16 protein-coding genes are annotated in these 16,519 nt (G+C 53.7%); 8 read left to right on the top strand and 8 right to left on the bottom strand.

Annotated elements, in window-relative coordinates; genetic code table 11:
- Positions 1–25 precede the first annotated feature (25 nt).
- Positions 26–1,075, bottom strand: coding sequence for a sodium:calcium antiporter (locus tag KTE_RS41930; protein WP_201394569.1), 1,050 nt, complete (start codon positions 1,073–1,075; stop codon positions 26–28).
- A 277-nt stretch (positions 1,076–1,352) separates the two neighbouring features.
- On the opposite strand from KTE_RS41930, the gene KTE_RS41925 reads away from it, so the two are divergent.
- The 6 genes from KTE_RS41925 (at position 1,353) to KTE_RS41900 (ending at position 7,268) form a co-directional block, all read left to right on the top strand.
- Entirely contained in the window at positions 1,353–2,279 is a 927-nt protein-coding gene (locus tag KTE_RS41925) for a helix-turn-helix domain-containing GNAT family N-acetyltransferase (RefSeq protein ID WP_201392670.1), read from the top strand.
- A 214-nt stretch (positions 2,280–2,493) separates the two neighbouring features.
- Positions 2,494–4,188, top strand: a complete 1,695-nt coding sequence (gene murJ / locus KTE_RS41920) for a murein biosynthesis integral membrane protein MurJ (RefSeq protein WP_201392669.1) — start codon at positions 2,494–2,496, stop codon at positions 4,186–4,188.
- A 33-nt stretch (positions 4,189–4,221) separates the two neighbouring features.
- Positions 4,222–4,779, top strand: a complete 558-nt coding sequence (locus KTE_RS41915) for a hypothetical protein (RefSeq protein WP_201392668.1) — start codon at positions 4,222–4,224, stop codon at positions 4,777–4,779.
- Positions 4,780–5,002: 223 nt separating this feature from the next.
- Positions 5,003–5,461: a hypothetical protein gene (locus tag KTE_RS41910; protein ID WP_201392666.1), complete on the top strand. Its 459-nt coding sequence runs from the start codon at positions 5,003–5,005 to the stop codon at positions 5,459–5,461.
- A 256-nt stretch (positions 5,462–5,717) separates the two neighbouring features.
- Positions 5,718–6,839 (top strand): hypothetical protein, encoded by a 1,122-nt coding sequence (locus KTE_RS41905; RefSeq protein ID WP_201392664.1) that lies wholly within the window; start codon positions 5,718–5,720, stop codon positions 6,837–6,839.
- A gap of 72 nt (positions 6,840–6,911) precedes the next feature.
- On the top strand, positions 6,912–7,268 hold the full coding sequence (locus KTE_RS41900) for a peptide chain release factor-like protein (protein WP_007918901.1): 357 nt from the start codon (positions 6,912–6,914) through the stop codon (positions 7,266–7,268).
- 28 nt (positions 7,269–7,296) lie between these two features.
- Here the strand turns inward: KTE_RS41900 and KTE_RS41895 are convergent, their stop codons facing one another.
- The 5 genes from KTE_RS41895 to KTE_RS41875 all read right to left on the bottom strand — a co-directional run bounded on the left by KTE_RS41895 (position 7,297) and on the right by KTE_RS41875 (position 10,835).
- A complete protein-coding gene (locus KTE_RS41895; RefSeq protein WP_201392662.1) occupies positions 7,297–7,740 on the bottom strand; it encodes an SRPBCC domain-containing protein in 444 nt (147 codons plus the stop codon).
- Positions 7,733–8,059 (bottom strand): helix-turn-helix transcriptional regulator, encoded by a 327-nt coding sequence (locus tag KTE_RS41890; protein ID WP_201375174.1) that lies wholly within the window; start codon positions 8,057–8,059, stop codon positions 7,733–7,735. The genes KTE_RS41895 and KTE_RS41890 overlap by 8 nt, the downstream gene beginning before the upstream one ends.
- 98 nt (positions 8,060–8,157) lie before the next feature.
- On the bottom strand, positions 8,158–9,048 hold the full coding sequence (locus KTE_RS41885) for a DMT family transporter (RefSeq protein ID WP_201392660.1): 891 nt from the start codon (positions 9,046–9,048) through the stop codon (positions 8,158–8,160).
- Positions 9,049–9,318: 270 nt separating this feature from the next.
- Positions 9,319–9,570, bottom strand: a complete 252-nt coding sequence (locus KTE_RS41880) for a hypothetical protein (protein WP_201392658.1) — start codon at positions 9,568–9,570, stop codon at positions 9,319–9,321.
- A 101-nt stretch (positions 9,571–9,671) separates the two neighbouring features.
- Complete coding sequence (locus tag KTE_RS41875) at positions 9,672–10,835, bottom strand: CaiB/BaiF CoA-transferase family protein (RefSeq protein WP_201392656.1); 1,164 nt, start codon at positions 10,833–10,835, stop codon at positions 9,672–9,674.
- Between the two features lie 374 nt (positions 10,836–11,209).
- Here KTE_RS41875 and KTE_RS41870 point away from each other — a divergent pair, with 374 nt between their 5' ends.
- Positions 11,210–11,359: a hypothetical protein gene (locus tag KTE_RS41870; protein ID WP_201392654.1), complete on the top strand. Its 150-nt coding sequence runs from the start codon at positions 11,210–11,212 to the stop codon at positions 11,357–11,359.
- Between the two features lie 120 nt (positions 11,360–11,479).
- Entirely contained in the window at positions 11,480–12,841 is a 1,362-nt protein-coding gene (locus tag KTE_RS41865; protein WP_201392653.1) for a GNAT family N-acetyltransferase, read from the top strand.
- 87 nt (positions 12,842–12,928) lie between these two features.
- Here KTE_RS41865 and KTE_RS41860 read toward each other — a convergent pair whose 3' ends face one another.
- Positions 12,929–14,212 carry a glycoside hydrolase family 125 protein gene (locus KTE_RS41860; RefSeq protein WP_201392651.1) on the bottom strand — a complete coding sequence of 428 codons (1,284 nt, stop codon included), beginning with the start codon at positions 14,210–14,212 and terminating at the stop codon, positions 12,929–12,931.
- Between the two features lie 174 nt (positions 14,213–14,386).
- Positions 14,387–16,345 carry a glycoside hydrolase family 76 protein gene (locus KTE_RS41855; protein WP_201392649.1) on the bottom strand — a complete coding sequence of 653 codons (1,959 nt, stop codon included), beginning with the start codon at positions 16,343–16,345 and terminating at the stop codon, positions 14,387–14,389.
- Positions 16,346–16,519 lie beyond the last annotated feature (174 nt).

The raw sequence follows: 16,519 nt of genomic DNA, 5'->3' as shown, positions 1-16,519 counted from the left end.
TCGTTTAAATAGTCCATTGAAATGTTTAACGCGCGAAGGTAACAAGTCCCAGGATACCCAGCACGTAGCAGATGAGCACCAGGAGCGAATCGATGCCCATATGTAGTATCTGACGCTTAGGCCGGAAAATCAACCCATGGATATAGATAATGGTAAGTACGCCACCGAGCGCGGCCAGGTAGAGATCGGCCTTCTGTGCCTTCGGCAGCACGGCTTCGCCTGAGAGCAGGGTCGCGAGCAGGAAGAGGACCGGGAGGAAGGCATTGCCACCAAAGATATCGCTAAAAGCCAGGTTATAGGATTTCAATCTGATTGAAGCCAGACCCGTTGAGATCTCTGGCAAGGCTGTTGCCAACGCCAGAATTGTGCTACCAAAGACGACCCCACTCATACCGATCTGATTGGCGATCTCATTGCCGCTTCCCTCAAGTGCCACACCTGCAACCAGTGTAAAGAGAGCCGCAACCAGAAAGACAATGACGACGCGTACTGTGCTCCAGTGTTGTATCTTCTCCTTTTTTCTATCGCTACGCTTCCCATGCAGCACCTCCTCGGGAACTCCCTTCTCCTGCCAGGGGAGAGCCTTGCGGGCCTTCCCGATTAGCCAGACGCCGACAACCCAGGTAATAGTAATGAGGAGTGTCGCCGGAGTAACGCGTAGGAAGACGAGCGACGGTGGGAGCTGTGTACCCATTATCGTCAGGAAGAGTACGGCAACGACCAGGCTACCCTCTAGGATCAATTGCAGGGAGGCGGCATAATAGCTCAGCGCATCCTTCCGCCACAGGCCCACCACATCAAATAAGACCAGCACCACTGTCTGAATGGCGATTCCGCCCAGGATGTTACCAACCGCGATCTCCAGATTATGTGAAAGGGCCGCGCTGGCCGTAATCGCGATCTCTGGCAGGTTTGTCGTAATGGCCAGGAAGAGCATGCCTCCCAGGGCTTGCCCCAGCTTAAAGCGATCATCCATCTCATCGGTCATGCTCGAGAGATAGACACCAGCCAGCCAGACGACGGCGGCTGCGGCCACAAAAATTAGTATTAATATGAGAAGTGGCAATGAATGCAGCGTGGCTCCCTCCTCTTGGTAGAGCGATATATTGTGTGTCTGTCTGTAACTGAACACGTATCGCTTGAGCAAAAGGAGGCAGGCGCATCGAGATAAAGGGGAGACATAGTTTTGCGAGCAGTTGCCTAACACCTTCAGTGGCAAACAAAGGGGAACAGAGACAGAAAAAAGAGGAAGAGATCGCCTTCTGTCCTCTTCCTTGCATTTTTATTGTTTTTAGCTTATATTTGACTGAAGCAAGTAATTAATTGCCATAAGCAAGGAAAGGAAAAAAGTGATGGTGGATAATTTGGAGACCAGGATTCGCGAGGTACGACGTTTTAACCGCTTCTTCACTCGGCAGATCGGGGTATTACGCGAGGGCTTGTTGCATAGCCCCTACTCCTTGGCCGAGTCACGTGTGATCTTTGACCTGGCTCAAGGCCATGCTCTGACGGCATCTGACCTGTGCCGCGAGTTGGGACTGGACGCGGGTTATTTGAGCCGTATCCTCAATCGCCTGGAGCAGCAAGGACTGCTGGAGAAGGTGCGCTCCGAAACCGATGGTCGCCAGCGCCTCCTGCGCCTGACCACTGAGGGAAGGCAAGCCTTTGCGGTGCTGGATCAGCGTTCACGTGACGAAGTCAGTGAAATGCTCGGTGAGTTAAGCGAGGGCGAGCAGCAACGCCTGCTTCAGGCTATGGAGAGCATTGAGCATATTTTTAACAAGAGCCTGAAATACTCTGAACCCTTCTTTTTACGTTCACATGAGCCGGGCGATATGGGCTGGGTGACGCACAGGCATGGCGTGCTCTATACCCAGGAGTATGGCTGGGATGAGCGCTTCGAGGCCCTGGTGGCCCAGATTGTCGCAGATTTTATCAACAACTATCAGCCAGAATGGGAGCGTTGCTGGATTGCCGAGATGCAAGGCGAGATTGTGGGTTCAGTATTTGTTGTGCGGGCCAACGAGGACGTGGCCAAGCTCCGCCTGCTGCTAGTCGAGCCGAAGGCCCGTGGCCTGGGACTCGGCACTCGTCTCGTCGAGGAGTGTATCCGCTTCGCGCGTCGTAGGGGCTATAAAAAGCTCAAGCTCTGGACGAATAGCATTCTTGTGGAGGCGCGCCACATTTACACCAAAACAGGTTTCACGCTCGTGGAGCAAGAGCCTCACCACAGCTATGGCCATGACCTCGTGGGCGAAACGTGGGAACTACCTCTATAAGCAAGCGCTCATTTTAAGTGATAGATGATGTGGTGGCCCTGGCAGCCGCAGGCTGCCAGGGCCACCACATCATCTACTCCTGCGAGCGCCGCAGGCGCGAAGAGTGAGAAAGAATAGGAATTATTTCTACCTTTGCTGGGTTTGTTACCCCTGGAGTGATACACTATGAAAATAAACTCACATATAACGCAAGAGATAAAGAGGTAGTTCATTCATGGAAGAGCAAGCGAGCATAGCCCATGTTCCAGCTCCGGAGCCGGTCCAGCAGGAGATTGCTGACCAGGAGATAATTGAGGTAGTTGAGGTAAACGAGACCGCCCCAACACCAAGTAAACGAGGCCAGCTCGTCAAGTCGGCGACGGTTGTTATGCTGGGAAACCTGGGGAGCAGCGTGCTGGGTCAGCTACGCCAGAGTGTTCTGGCGGGCCTGGGCACAGCCGTTACAGGCCCCTTCGCTACCGCCTTGACGCCCCTTCAAACCTTTCTTGACCTCCTGGCCAATGGCACTGTCAGTGGCGCGCTCATTCCCACTTTTACGGACTACGCCGATGAGGAGAGTCACCAGGAGCTGAGGCGCGTGGTCTATAGCCTGGTGAACCTGTTGATTCTTATTTCCCTATTTGTCAATGCGCTCTTTATCTTTGTCGCGCCCTGGTTTGTGGGATCTATTCTGGCAGGCGATTTCACAGCGGGCGAGAAGACGCTTACGATTACCTTCTCCCAGGTTATTATCTGTGCTCTGACCATTATGGGACCCTTCGCTGTCTTGCAGGCTGTGCTCTATGCGCGCAAGGAGTTTGGTTTCGCGGCCTTTGCCTCTGGCGCGCTGCACCTGGGAATCATTGCTGGCGCCATCGTGACTGGTTGGCTTGGTGCTACCCACTTTGGCCAACTGGGCCTGGCCTTTGGCGTTATCCTCGGTGGCCTGGCCCAGGTCGTGTTGCTGGTACCTGGACTGAAACGCCAGCGCCTGCCATATATGTTCGTGCTGGATGTAAAGCATCCAGCGATCCGGCGTATCTTCAAGCTGTATGCCCCCCTGGCCGTGAGCTATATCGTCAGTATGTTCTTCGTCTTCCTCGATCTCAGCCTGATGACGCGTACCCCTGGTGACCATGCGGCTAATCTGACAGCTGCTAAATTCGCTACGGCCTTAATTCAATTCCCTGGTGGCCTTGTGGCGGCAGCGCTCTCCTTCGCCATTCTGCCTACGCTCTCGCGTTACGCCACCGAGAATGAGGATAATCAGTTCAAAGAGACGCTAACCATGGGGTTGCGCCTGGGCCTGCTTTTGATGATCCCGGCCATGGCGGGCCTGATCATCCTGCGCTATCCAATAGTCTCTCTGCTCTTCCATCATGGACTCTTTAAGCCCAGCGATGCCGACCTGGCGGCGGTCGCCCTGCAAAATTACGCCTATCAGCTTCCCTTCCTGGTCGTGGACCAGTTGATTATGTTCGCCTTCTATGCACGCAAGAACACCATTGTCCCCGTCATTGTGGGCTTTGTCTGCTATGGCCTCTACGCTCTGGTCGCGCTGCCCTTCTATCGCACGATTGGTATGCCCGCGTTGGTCTTCGCCAACACTGTGCAGAACTCGATGCATGGCATTCTCCTCTTCGCCCTGTTCTACAAATTCTTTGGCTCGCTACATTTCCGTTCCTCGCTCCCGGCGCTCCTCAAGATTATTATCGCGACCGTGGTGATGGGGGTGGTTGCCTGGGCCTTGCAGTACTGGATGGGCCACTATGACTTCTTCTCCCTGCATACGCTGCGCGGTCAGCTCTTAACGACGCTCATTGCAGGTGGAGCCGCCGTGATCGTCTTCTTTGGTGGTATTCTATTGATGAAGGTGGAGGAGATTTCCCTGCTGAAGCAGGCGGTACTGGCGAAGCTGGGTAAGAAATAGCAATCAGAGTGAAAACAAGGATTGAGCTAAGGCATGGAGCGTCAAGAAGTCGAGCTCTATCTCCAGGAGTTGGGAGATGAGCTAGAGCGGCGCGGCTTTCAGGAGCCGGTGCGTATTATGATCGTGGGCGGCGTCTATATGCTTATGATGGTCGGCAACCGCGAGTCGACCCAGGATATCGACGTCGTCTTGATGGACCTGCCCGATACCACGAATCGGGATACGGCCACCAAAGAGACCAGGCTCTTTCAAACGGCGGTGCGCGCGGTCGCCCGCCGTTTGAAGATCAAGCAGCACTGGCTCAACGATGACGCGGCCCTCTTTGTGCGCGGTTTCGCCCCTGAACCTCAGGCCCGCCACTGGAAAACCTTTGGCAAGCTCTCGGTCTATCTCCCCTCCAAAGCCTGCATCCTCGCCCTGAAGCTGATCTCTTTCCGCGAGAAGGACCGCAGCGACGTCGAAGCGCTCTCCCAACAACTCGGTGTCCGCACGCGCGATGAAGCTCAGACTCTCGTAGATACCTTCATCGCCAAGCGCTGGCAAGAAGAATACTTCCTCGAAGACACCCTCGACGAGTTATTTTTTGAGTAAGTGTGTGATGTGTATTTTTTGAACGCATACGCGTTCAAAAAATACACATCACACACTTATCAATCCCCGAGCACCGCAGGTGCGAAAGCGCAAACAAGAAGAGGTAGGAGGAGAATCTTAGCAATTTGCTGAGATTCTCCTCCTACCTCTTCTTGTTTCTTCCTTCTTCATGTTATAATTTGGTTGACAGCGAAAAAGGCTGAAAGCAGAAGAGGATAGTATCATGCAAACATGCACACAGCTACAGACCATGGCTGTCGCCTTTCGGCAGATCTGTGAGGATACCGACAAAACACCGTGGGTCCCGCTAGGCGACTTTATGAACGACTTCTTTGATAATTTCGCGGACCGCCGCGAGGAGCTGGTCAAAGATTCTATCGAGGTATCGGCTAGCCTGGCGCCCGAGTTGCAGCGCTGGGCGGTCTTTTGTGCGGCCTCGGTGGAGTATCTGTGCGCGAAATATGAGCTTCCCTGTCCCGCCTGGGTGCATGATGCCGCCTATGCTCCTCTCGCAGACGCCTGGTTCTTCTCCCCAGCCGCCGAGCGCAACCCACGCGTGCGCGAGCGCTATGAGCGTGAAACTCCTCAGGAGTTCAAGCAGCGCAACATCTACTGTGGCAATAAGGTCTATGTGAGCAAGCGCGAGGCCGCTGCTGAGCTACGGCTGAAGCTATCAGCCTAGTGTTACAATAACAAAAGCAGTTCTATCAATAAAGCGGAGAGATGAGGAGCATACCTCATCTCTCCGCTTTTATATATGCTCATAATTTTCTCAGTGTTTTCTAGCACCTGCGCCCTCTACACCTCCACACCAGGGGAACTGCCCGTCCTTCCTTGAGGTTGAATAGACTTTTCTCTAACTCTGGTGTATAGTTCGTCGTATAAATGAAGGTATCATACCTAGATGCATGGGAACATCACAAGGAAGGAATCCTACCATGGCGAGCAAATCTGATAGCCTAGGGTTTTCTCAGGAAGCAAGCGGGATAGTAGTGCGAACTGCGAGCTCCCTCCGTTTTGATTGGATTATGGTCATTGTCTCCGTCTGGTGGCTGGGTGGTCTCTTTATCGATGGGTGGGCGCACAGCAATATTCCACAGCTAGAGACCTTCTTTACCCCCTGGCATGCTGTTTTCTATTCGGGATACCTGGCGGTGGCTTTTACTCTGCTCGCTCAGGTATTTCTCAACGTACGCCAGTCAGCCCTTACAAGCGGCCAGAGCACATCCTTCGGATCGCTGCTGAGTACTGCCCTGAAAGATCAGAACTGGCTGCGCGCCATTCCAAAGGGGTATGATCTTACGCTGCTGGGCCTGGTGGTTTTTGGCATTTGCGGTATTGGCGATATGACCTGGCACATTTTTCTGGGGATTGAGCGCAGCACCGAGGCTCTGCTTAGCCCAACACACCTGGGCCTGGCGCTGGGCATTGCTCTCGCCTTGACAGGTCCATTGCGTGCCGCCTGGCGTCGCTCTGGGGCTGCCCCTTCCTGGCGCCAACTGGGACCCGTCATTTTCTCCCTGACCTTTACCTTCTCGCTTTTAACCTTTTTTACTTCTTATGCCTCACCATTGATCTCACCCTGGCCACTGCTTACTGTTACGCGTTCAGCCACAGATGGCATTACCGCTATCCTGCTGAATACTGCTATTATGATGGGCTGTGTGCTCTTGATTATGCGCCGCTGGCGGCTGCCCTTTGGCACCTTCGCCTTCATGCTCGGCTTAAACGGCGTGCTGATGCTGGCTTTTCATCCTCGTGCGGCACTGATCGCTGTTCCCACGGCGCTTCTGGGTGGACTCGCGGCAGATCTTGTCTATCGCTTCTTGCAGCTATCATCGGACCAGCCGGAGCGCGTGCGTTTGTTTGCTTTCCTGGTGCCATTGATGCTCTATATCCTGTACTTCATTGACCTCTCTATTGTGGGACCAATCACGTACGAGAGCGGCATTCAGTGGTCCGCGCCCTTCTGGGCAGGAGCGCCTGTGATCGCAGGCTTCGTTGGCCTCCTGCTAAGCTTTGTCCTGCTGCCACCTCAGGGTGCTCCCGAGGAGGAGTAGGCGCGTACGTCAGTAGTGCATGCCCCATCCTCTTGCGTCTATGTGGTAAGCTAGAGCAAGCGCAAGGGGGTGATGACTACGCAATGGTATCCAATTGATCGTGACTCGCTGGAGCGCGATTGTACGATCGAGTTTTTTATTGCTGGTGGACCTGGGGGGCAGCATCGCAACAAGGTTGAGAGCGGTGTACGTCTGATCCATCGTCCCAGTGGCCAGGTGGTGACCGCGACCGAGCGGCGCTCGCAATACGCCAACCGCGAAATGGCTTTTGAACGGATGGCGGCACGTCTGGAACGACTCCAGCATGTCGATGCTCCACGTGTACCAACAAGGCCTGGCATGGCAAGCCGTGAACGACGGCTCCAGTCCAAACGCCATACCTCGCTGACTAAACGACGCAGAACGACGGCTATTCATCGCGATGAATAGCCGCAATTTTTTAACCAAGTAATTTCGTTTACTTTTCTTCTTCAGCCAGTATATCGGCAATGCGCTGGGGGAGGCGGCTCCAGCCTTTGCTCATCATCTGGTAGCCCAAATGCTGGAGTGGATGGTTGGGATCAAATCCAGCGTGTTCCAGATAAAGATGTGTCCCCTCGCCTTCTGGTTCGAGGCGCCAGGTTACGATTGAGTTTAGCCCATTCTCCTCACCTCGATCAATCCAGCTGAAGCTTAGCCAATGCTCAGGCTCGAACCCTAGAACCTCACAGTATACCGTGCCACCGAACTTCACGTTAGGAATGGGTACGTTTTGAAAAGTAAAATGGTGGCCTATCTGCAACTGGAAGTCGTTAGGCATCAGCCAGCGTGCAATTAGTTCTGGCGTGGTGAGCGCCTTCCAGACCTGGGCTGGTGTGTAGGAGAGAAATTGGTCGCAATAAATAGTAAGAGTCTCAGTCATGGTTTTCCTCCGCAAGTAGTTGCTCTAAACTGGCGATGCGCTCTTTCCAGAACCGCTCATAGGGCAACAGCCACTCCTGAATTTCTTGAAGTGGCGCCCCCTGTAGAGAGTAGTAGCGCTGCCGCCCCTGTTTATGCTCGCTAACCAGTCCTACATCTCGTAATACTTTTAAATGCTCCGAGATGCTTGGCCGCTGCATAGCAAAGTGGTCCGCCAGTTGCTGAACGGGTTGGGGTCCCTCATCACGCAGCAGGCGCAGCAGCTCCCGCCGCGTCTGGTTGGCTAGAGCAGCGAAGACCATGTCGATAGAATCAAGCATGCATTGTATCCTTCTTTGTGCCCTGGATGATGCGTAGGATATTTCCTACGCATATGACCCAGTCATATTATATGTAGGATATTTCCTACCTGTCAAGACTATTTTCGATAGATAAGAATAAGCATCGAGCCAACGAGCAGCAACGCGCCCAGGATACCAAAGACGCCTAACTCTTCGCGAAAGATGAGCCAGGCCAGAAGCGCGGCGGTCAGTGCCTCGCAGAGCGTAATGATGCTCGCCATCGTCGCGGAGATCGAGCGCATGCCAGCCTGGAAGAGAGCATAAGCCAGGGCGGTAGGGACGCATCCCAGGTAGAGCAGCAGGAGCCAGTCATTGAGCGGATAGGTAGTCACCAGCGGCGTCGAGGTGGTAAAGAGTAGCAGCAGAAGCGCGCCGGTCCCGAAGGCCACAAAGTTAATCTGGACCGAGTGATAACCAGTGCTAAAGAGGCGTCCCAGCAGGATAAAGAAAGCGTAACCAGCGGCAGCCAGCAAGGCCAACCCGATCCCCAATAAAGACACGCTTGCCTGCTGTGGATGGGAGCGTGCCGCCACTAGAAGCACTGTTCCGCCAAGGGCCAGGCCCAACGCCAGCAGCGTGGAGCGCGTCAGGTGTTCGCGCATCAAGAAGGTCGAGCAGAGGGCAACGATGACTGGGGCCACACAGAGCGCGATCAATGTAGAAATGGTCACGCCTGTATAGGCGATAGCCGCGCTATAGCTCACCTGGTACAGCGCCTGCGTACCTCCCATCAGGATCATGATCAGCAGGTCACGCGGTTTAATCTGCCAGAGGCGCCGCCCTAGTAGCTTGCTACAGGCAACGAGAAAGAGTGGCGTAGCGATAGCCAGGCGAAAAAAAGCGAGTGAAAGTGCATTAGTGACTGTATGAGCATAGATCGCCTGATTGGCGACTCCGACCGTCCCCCAGGCAATAGAAGCGCTGAGAATAAACCAGAAGTCGCGGCGAAAAGAATTGCGCGAAAGCATAGAGCATCCCTTCCTCAAAAACAAATTGGGAGTTGAAAAATGGCGTGTGAGGGCAGGATGAAGGCGTGTAGAGAGAGGCGCAAGGCCTTATGAGAAGGATGCGCTTATCAAGAAGGTTTTATAGAGCGACGCCGCGTTACCTGCCCTGGTGGGAAGGGACCACGGGTGGGGGCAAAATAGAGTAAGAGCTATAAAAAACGCGATCAACCACGGTGAGAGTATCCTTCTCTGTATAGATCAATAACACGTAATGCAACTATATTGTATCATCTATGAGTCAGCTTTGCGTACGTAGACGAAGTCATGCGCGAAATAGAGTTGCTCCCCTTTGTCGTTTGTACGAAGATTGGTGTAGGTGACAAGCCAGCTCATATTGGCTTCATCGTGTTTGATAGTGTTGACCTTGTTTTCCTCGTCAGCGATAACGAGGATGTCCTTGAGCTTGAGTTGATGAATGCTCTTCCACTCATAGTGATAGGTAGAAAAAAGCGCAGGCTGTTGCTCATCCCTCTTGCGTGGCATATGGTTTCTCTCCTCTGTGTAGAGTCTCATATGTGCTAGACGCTTTTTACGTATCAGAGTAACTTACCAGGGAAAAAAGGGATATATGCACATGGCATTGTTTAATTGTCGCCAGGCTGTGAAGGATCACAGTAGGATTGAATAATCTCCTGGGTGTGCTCACCCAGCAGCGGTGGTGGGCTGGTGATTTCAGCAGGTGTGAGGCTATAGTTGACTGCAGGCCCTACCAGGCGTACATCGCCAGCGGTGGGGTGAGCCAGGCTCACGACCTGCTGCGAGTGCATAACCTGGGGATCTTGAAAGACCTGGTCCATGCGGTTGACTGGCCCAACAGCGATGCCCGCCTGAGCTAAAAGTGGTTCCCAGGTAGCGACGCTCTCCGCCTGGAGCGCATCCTCGACTAAGGATATCAGGACCTCGCGATTTTTTACGCGCTCAGCATTGGTGCGAAAGCGCTCGTCAGCGGCCCATTCAGGGTGTGCCAGGGCCAGGCAGAGCTTCTGGAAGAGCTTATCATTGGCCGCGCCAATCACGATATAGCCATCGGCGGCGCGAAAAGCCTGGTAGGGCACAATGGAGCCATGCGCGCTGCCCTGGGGCTGTGGCACTTCGCCCGCGATAAGATAACTGCTTGCCGCGTTGATCAGTGCCGCCAGCTCCGCACTTAGCAGCGAAACATCGAGGCGCTGCCCCTGCCCACTGCGCTCCCGGTGGTAGAGTGCTGTCTGAATCGCGGAGAAGGCGTTAAGCCCAGTGATCACATCCGTGAGTGCCACACCCGTCTTGACGGGTTCACCCTCCGGCGTTCCAGTAATCCCCATCAATCCACCCATTGCCGAGACAATTACATCATAGCCCGCGCGGTCTTTATAGGGACCGTTGCGCCCATAACCAGAGATGGAGCAGTAGATCAGGCGTGGATGGCGCTCGTGCCAGTCCTCATAGCCCAGACCAAAGCGCTCCATAACGCCTGAGCGAAAGTTCTCAATCACCACATCGCTCTCTGCCACCAGCCGGTGTACCACTTTCAGGTCATCTTCATTGTTCAGGTCGAGGCAGACGCTCTTCTTATTGCGGTTGACACTCAAAAAGTAGGCGCTCTCACCCCCGACAAAAGGAGGTCCCCAGCTTCGTGTATCATCGCCCTTCCCCGGCTGCTCAATTTTAATGATCTCGGCCCCCAGATCTCCTAACAGCATTGTGCAGTAGGGTCCAGCAACGACCCGCGTAAAATCAACGACCCGAATTCCTGAAAGCACACCCATTGTGTTCTCCTCCATCTGGCATAGTGTACTTTGCATTATATGCCAGGGGAAGCTCGTGAAACCAGGCGGATGGGTGGCAGCTTGCGAGGCGTATTTTGTCGTTAACGTTCAGTCATTCTTTTATATGGGTTGATCGTGGTACTAACGAAATCAGGAAGCGCTCGCTAGCTAGCATATCCAAGCAGGTTGACAAGCGCCTGCTCTCCGATATGCGCTAGAAGTAGTAGTACAAGCAGCGGGATGAAACGCCATCCCGCTGTTTCCGAATCGTCTCCTTGACAATCGCCGTTATTAGCCTGTATAGTTGATGTGTGCCAGAAAAAGATTGATCCTCAATGGCACACGTATGCACGATCAAGAAAAGGAGAGGATGTATGCGCTTTCCACATTACCTTGCGCGGTACCTCTACCTGGTCGTGTCCTTCATCCCCTCACTTCGTCATAAACCCACTCACTCCCGGCCCAAGGGATCATTGCGCTCTTTTGCAGGCCAGGTGTCTCCGCTGCTGAGCAATAGCCGTTAGCTTTTTTCATCTCTGCACACTGTAGATTCCTGACATTGATCCTCACGGGCTTCCTGCCGGGCTTTTTTTGCCTGGTTGTATCATGCTGTCCCCATGTTGCATATTACAGAGGAGAATTTCATGCAAGAAGCTATTCATCACTCATATCATCGCGATTTAGGCGCCGGGCTAGTACTTCGCTGGTCCACGGTTGAGGATACTGAGCGTATCGCGATGCTGTATGGGATGGTTCATCGCGATAAAGCTGATGCTCCACTCAATACAGGTGCTATGAGGAGTATTCGCACGTACATGAGTGGTCATTATCCCCTGATGGGACCCACTGATTTTGGTATTGTCGAGGATACGAGTAAGGATGGAAATCCCGTTGTTGCCATGACCTGTCTGTGGAAGCATACCTGGACGTATGAAGGGATTCCCTTTAGCGTTGGACGTCCTGAGTGCGTGGCAACCGATCCCACCTATCGCCATCGCGGGCTTGTGCGTGCGCTCTTTGAGATGTTTCATGCGCGCAGCGAGGCTGAAGGAGACCTGCTCCAGGCCATTACTGGTATCGCTTATTTCTATCGCCAGTTTGGCTATGAATATGCGCTTGAATTAGAGGATAGGCGCGCCACTCCAATCGTGTTAATACCAGAGGCCAGGGAGGGTGAGCCTGAACCATTCACCTTGCGCGCCGCCGCAGTCGAGGATATTCCCCTGATCGAGGCGCTCTATAACCAGCGTCAGGCCAGTAGCATGGTCTCGGATAGCACACGCACATTGTGGCACTATGAGATTGAAACCTGGAAAAAGCATCCCCAACTGAGGCATACCTTTAACTTCCAGGTCATAGTGGATACCTCTGGAGAGGCAGTGGGTTTTGTGGCCTGTGATGCCTCTCGCCGGGGCAAGGTGCTGGGGGTCTGGCTGCTGGAGTTTGCCCCTGGGATAAATATGCAGAGTGCTATGCCCCCTCTGCTGCGAGCACTACGTAGCTATGGCCTCGCCATGGAAACGAGCCGGCCTGATACTCCCGCTCTCCAGGAGATCAGCTTCTCTCTTGGCACGACCCACCCGGTTCATGACGTGCTGGGCGAGGTATTGGACCATCCCACTGAGCCTCCCTATGCCTGGTATGTTCGGGTGAAGGATCTGCCAGCCTTTCTCATGCATATCGCGCCCGCGCTTGAGAAGCGCCTGGCGGCTTCACCCGTCGCAGGTTATACAGGCGATCTCAAGCTTGATTTCTACCGTGATGGCCTGTGCATGCGCTTTGAGCAGGGGCGCCTCGTTGCCGTGGAGCCCTGGCGCACACCAATCTATGGCGCCGACCCGAGCGCCAGTTTCCCGCCGCTGGTCTTCTTACAGGTCCTCTTTGGTCACCGCAGCATTGAGAAACTTCGCCACGTGTTTCCCGATATCTGGGTAAGTAATGAGGCCAGGCTCTTGCTTAAGGCGCTCTTTCCTACGCGACCATCCTTTGTCTTCGGCTGGAATTAAAAATTGTAGAGATACAGCCGGGGTGAGCCCTGGGCTCACCCCGGCTGTATCTCTACAATTTGGATATAGGTTGGGCATGTTCAACGCCTATACTCTCAGGGCGTTTTTCACATAGGCGAGGACGAACTCGCCGAAGAGGCTGTTGGCCCAGGCAAACCAGGAGCGGGTATAGCGCTGGGGCTTGTCCGGGTGGAAGCTCTCGTGCATATAGTTGGTCTCGGCGGTGGTGTTAACTAACATGCGGATGATCTCTTCTTGCTCGGCTGGATCGTTACTGGTGAGGCCCTGGATACTGAGGGCGATGTGCCAGATATAGCCCCCAGGTGTGTGGGGGCTGCCAACGCCACTGGCATGTTTGCCTGTAAAGTAGTATGGATTATCGGGGCTGAGCACGAAGCGGCGTGTGTTCTGGTAGAGCATATCATCGACAGGCCGATAGCCGAGGTAGGGAATAGCGAGCAGGCTGGGAACATTGGCGTCATCCATCAGGTTGTAATTGCCGTAACCATCAGTCTCATAGGCATAGATGCGCCCGTGGCGTGGATGCTCAACGATGCCATACGTCTGAATGCCGAAGTCAATCTCCTGGCACAACGCCTCGGCTGCCTGGGCCAGTTCCTCGTCCTGGTAGACCTCGCGTGCGATCTCGCAGGTATACCCCAGGACGACTACGGCAAACATATTGGCGGGAATCAAATACCCAAACCTACAGGCATCATCGCTAGGTCTGAAGCCCGACCAGACCATGCCGGTAAAATTGGTGCGTGTACCGTGTCCCTGGAAGGGTAGGGTATCGGATGGCAGTAACGGATCTGGGCGCTCAAAGGAATAGGTTGAGTGTGTATCATGTTGTTGCTCAATGCGCATAATTTCAATAATCTTGCGCAACATGGCATTGATGGTCTCATTAAAAGTGCTGGTATCGCCTGTATGGCGCCAGTAACTATAGCAGAGTTTAATGGGGTAGCAGAGCGAGTCAAGCTCGTACTTGCGCTCCCAGACCCAGGGGCCTGCGGGCGGAGTATCGCCTTTATGGCCCTGGCCGTTTGCTTCGCGGTTAAAGGCATTGGCATAGGGGTCGCGTAAAATATATTGTGCCTGGCGCTGTATAAGTCCACGCAACATGCGTTGTAGAGCCGCGTCCTCTCTTGCCAGGGGGATATAAGGGTTGACCTGGGCTGAGGAGTCGCGCAACCACATCGCGGGAATATCGCCCGTCATCACAAAGGTCGTGTCATCGTCGAGTAACTCAACAGTGGTCTCCAGAGTGTTTGGATAGCACTGTGTGAACATATCGCGCAATTGGGGATAACTGACAAGCTGCTGTTTTACATCTTCGATCAGGGCTGCGATTGCTGGATAATGGTACACGTTTCGTGGATTTCCTTCCTGATAGAATGCATGTGGACGCGAAAGGGAGTACAGGAGCCGCAAGCACGTCCCTGTACTCCCGAGAGTTAATTATTAAAAATTTCCCAAACCTTTCCACGCTAAGAATTGTCTAGCCGCGCGTGGTGCAGCAATTGATGATCTTCAGGTCTCTTATTAGCTCCCATATACCTCCAGTTCATAGATACGAGCCGCGACGGTATTGGGATCTGTCTGTGGATTGGTAATGTTCAACTTTACGTAGCGCGCAGTCGTGGTGCTGATAGGGTGAGTGGTAATGCTGGAAGTGTTACCACTCACGTTGACGACCGTGCTCCAGTTGGAGCCATCCGTACTAAGCTGAATGTTAAAGTCGCGCGTGTTCCAGGCGGTATTCTCTCCACCTGCCCCGGCGTGCTTCACGGTGAAACTGCTAATGGCATAGTTGGCTCCTAGATCAACGCGTAGCCAGTACTGACCGCTAGTTGCTCCGGCGCACCACTTGCTATCATTGGTTACACTACCATCGACCGCTTTATTGGGCGTCTCTGATGAGGTGCAGGAGTTATTAGCGGTAGCCGTTTTATTGAGCGCGACATTGCTGGTGACGCTTGTAGCATATACCTCTAGCTCGTAGATGCGAGCCGCGATATAGTTAGGATCGCTCTGTGGATTGGTAATGTTCAGCTTCACATAGCGCGCGGTTGTTGTGCTGATGGAATGCGTCGTGATGCTGGCCGTATTCCCGGTTACATTGACAACTGTGCTCCAGTTGGAGCCATCGTTGCTCAGTTGAATGTTGAAGTCGCGTGTGTTCCAGGCGGTATTCTCGCCGCCCGCTCCCGCGTGCTTCACAGTAAAACTGCTGATGGCGTAGCTGGCTCCCAGGTCAAGGCGCAGCCAGTACTGACCACCAGTTCCACCCGAGCACCACTTGCTGTCATTAGTCACACTGCCATCAACGGCCTTGTTAGGCGTCTCCGATGAGCTACAAGAGCTGTCAGCGGTGGCGGTTTTATTGAGCGCGACATTGCTGGTACCGCTACTGGTACTGAATGGGATAGCGGCGTTGAGTGCATCCTGTGCCGAGCTCTGGCGCGCGGCATCGGCGCTATCAAAAGGTCCGTACCACATCAGGCCCAACTGGTTGGAACCATTGTGATCATTATTCCAGATCGAGTCCACGTTTTGCGTAATAAAGTTCTTGTACGCCTGCTTGTTGTCATTGCTGTAGAGATAGCCCAAGTTGCGCATAAAGACGCCCTTGAACTGTGGACCATCGCCACCACAACTTGAAGGCTCACAAGACTCCTTAAGTATACCATTATTCACCAACGTCCCTGTTGCCGCATCGGCGATGGCTTCAGCCTTGCTAAGATAGGACGAGTCATTGGTGATTTTATACATATCGGTTAAGCCACCCAGGATCACGCCTTGATTATAGGTCCAGGTCGTCTGACCATTATTGTAGCATGAGCTATCCAGGCCGTCATTGACCAGATTGGAACCGTTAATCATGCCACTGCTGTTGAACCAGCTCCACTCGCGATTGGCCCAGTCGATGTAGCTGCCGCTGCCACTATCGCCAGAGGTGCGCTGGTGTAGTTTTGTGGCGAGCGCGAGAAAAAGTTCATTGGGAATAGCGTTCTTGTAGGTGCGATCCTTGCTCCACCACACACCGCCTCCGCAGGTGCTATCCCAGCCGCCAGCCATGTCGGAAAAGATGGTTTTGGCCATGCTTAGATAGCTGCTATTGCTGGTAAGGTCATAGGCCTTGACCCAGGTTAAGCCCCACCAGCCCTCATCATCATAGTAGTTGTTGAGGAAGTTACCGCTCGAGTTTTTACTATAAGTCGTCGCGATATCGCCCGTATAGGCCGTTGAACCTGTGTTTGATGAGTAGTCGATGATAGCTCCCAGCGCGTTGGCCGAGTTCCACCAGCCAGTGCTATTGAAGAGGCCATTTGAACTGTTATACCAGCTCTGAAGCGTAGCCGCACTGCTATTGGCATATGAGCGGTAGTCACCAGCCGCCCTGGCCTGGTGTGTGTCGAGAGCTACTCCCAGACTCGCGCTAAGAAGACAGAAGAGCACTATTATACCTATGACCTGGCCGCGAAAGCGTTGCGTGAACATACCAACCTCCTTGTTGTTATCCAAAGAACACCAATCGTCCTGGGCGCTCATATTACAACCAGTAGCCGCGTACACCCGCTACTTGCGTACGCGGCTACTAAATGGTGAATTCATAACATCTGTAGGGTCCATGCTGGCGTGGACTCCGAGCGAAGCGATCTGCTTGCGCTCGGG

It is taken from the genome of Ktedonobacter sp. SOSP1-85, from assembly GCF_016587415.1.
Classification (GTDB): Bacteria; Chloroflexota; Ktedonobacteria; order Ktedonobacterales; family Ktedonobacteraceae; genus Ktedonobacter.
Note: the sequence above shows the minus strand (reverse complement) of the source record. Positions and strands in the feature narration are given on the sequence as shown.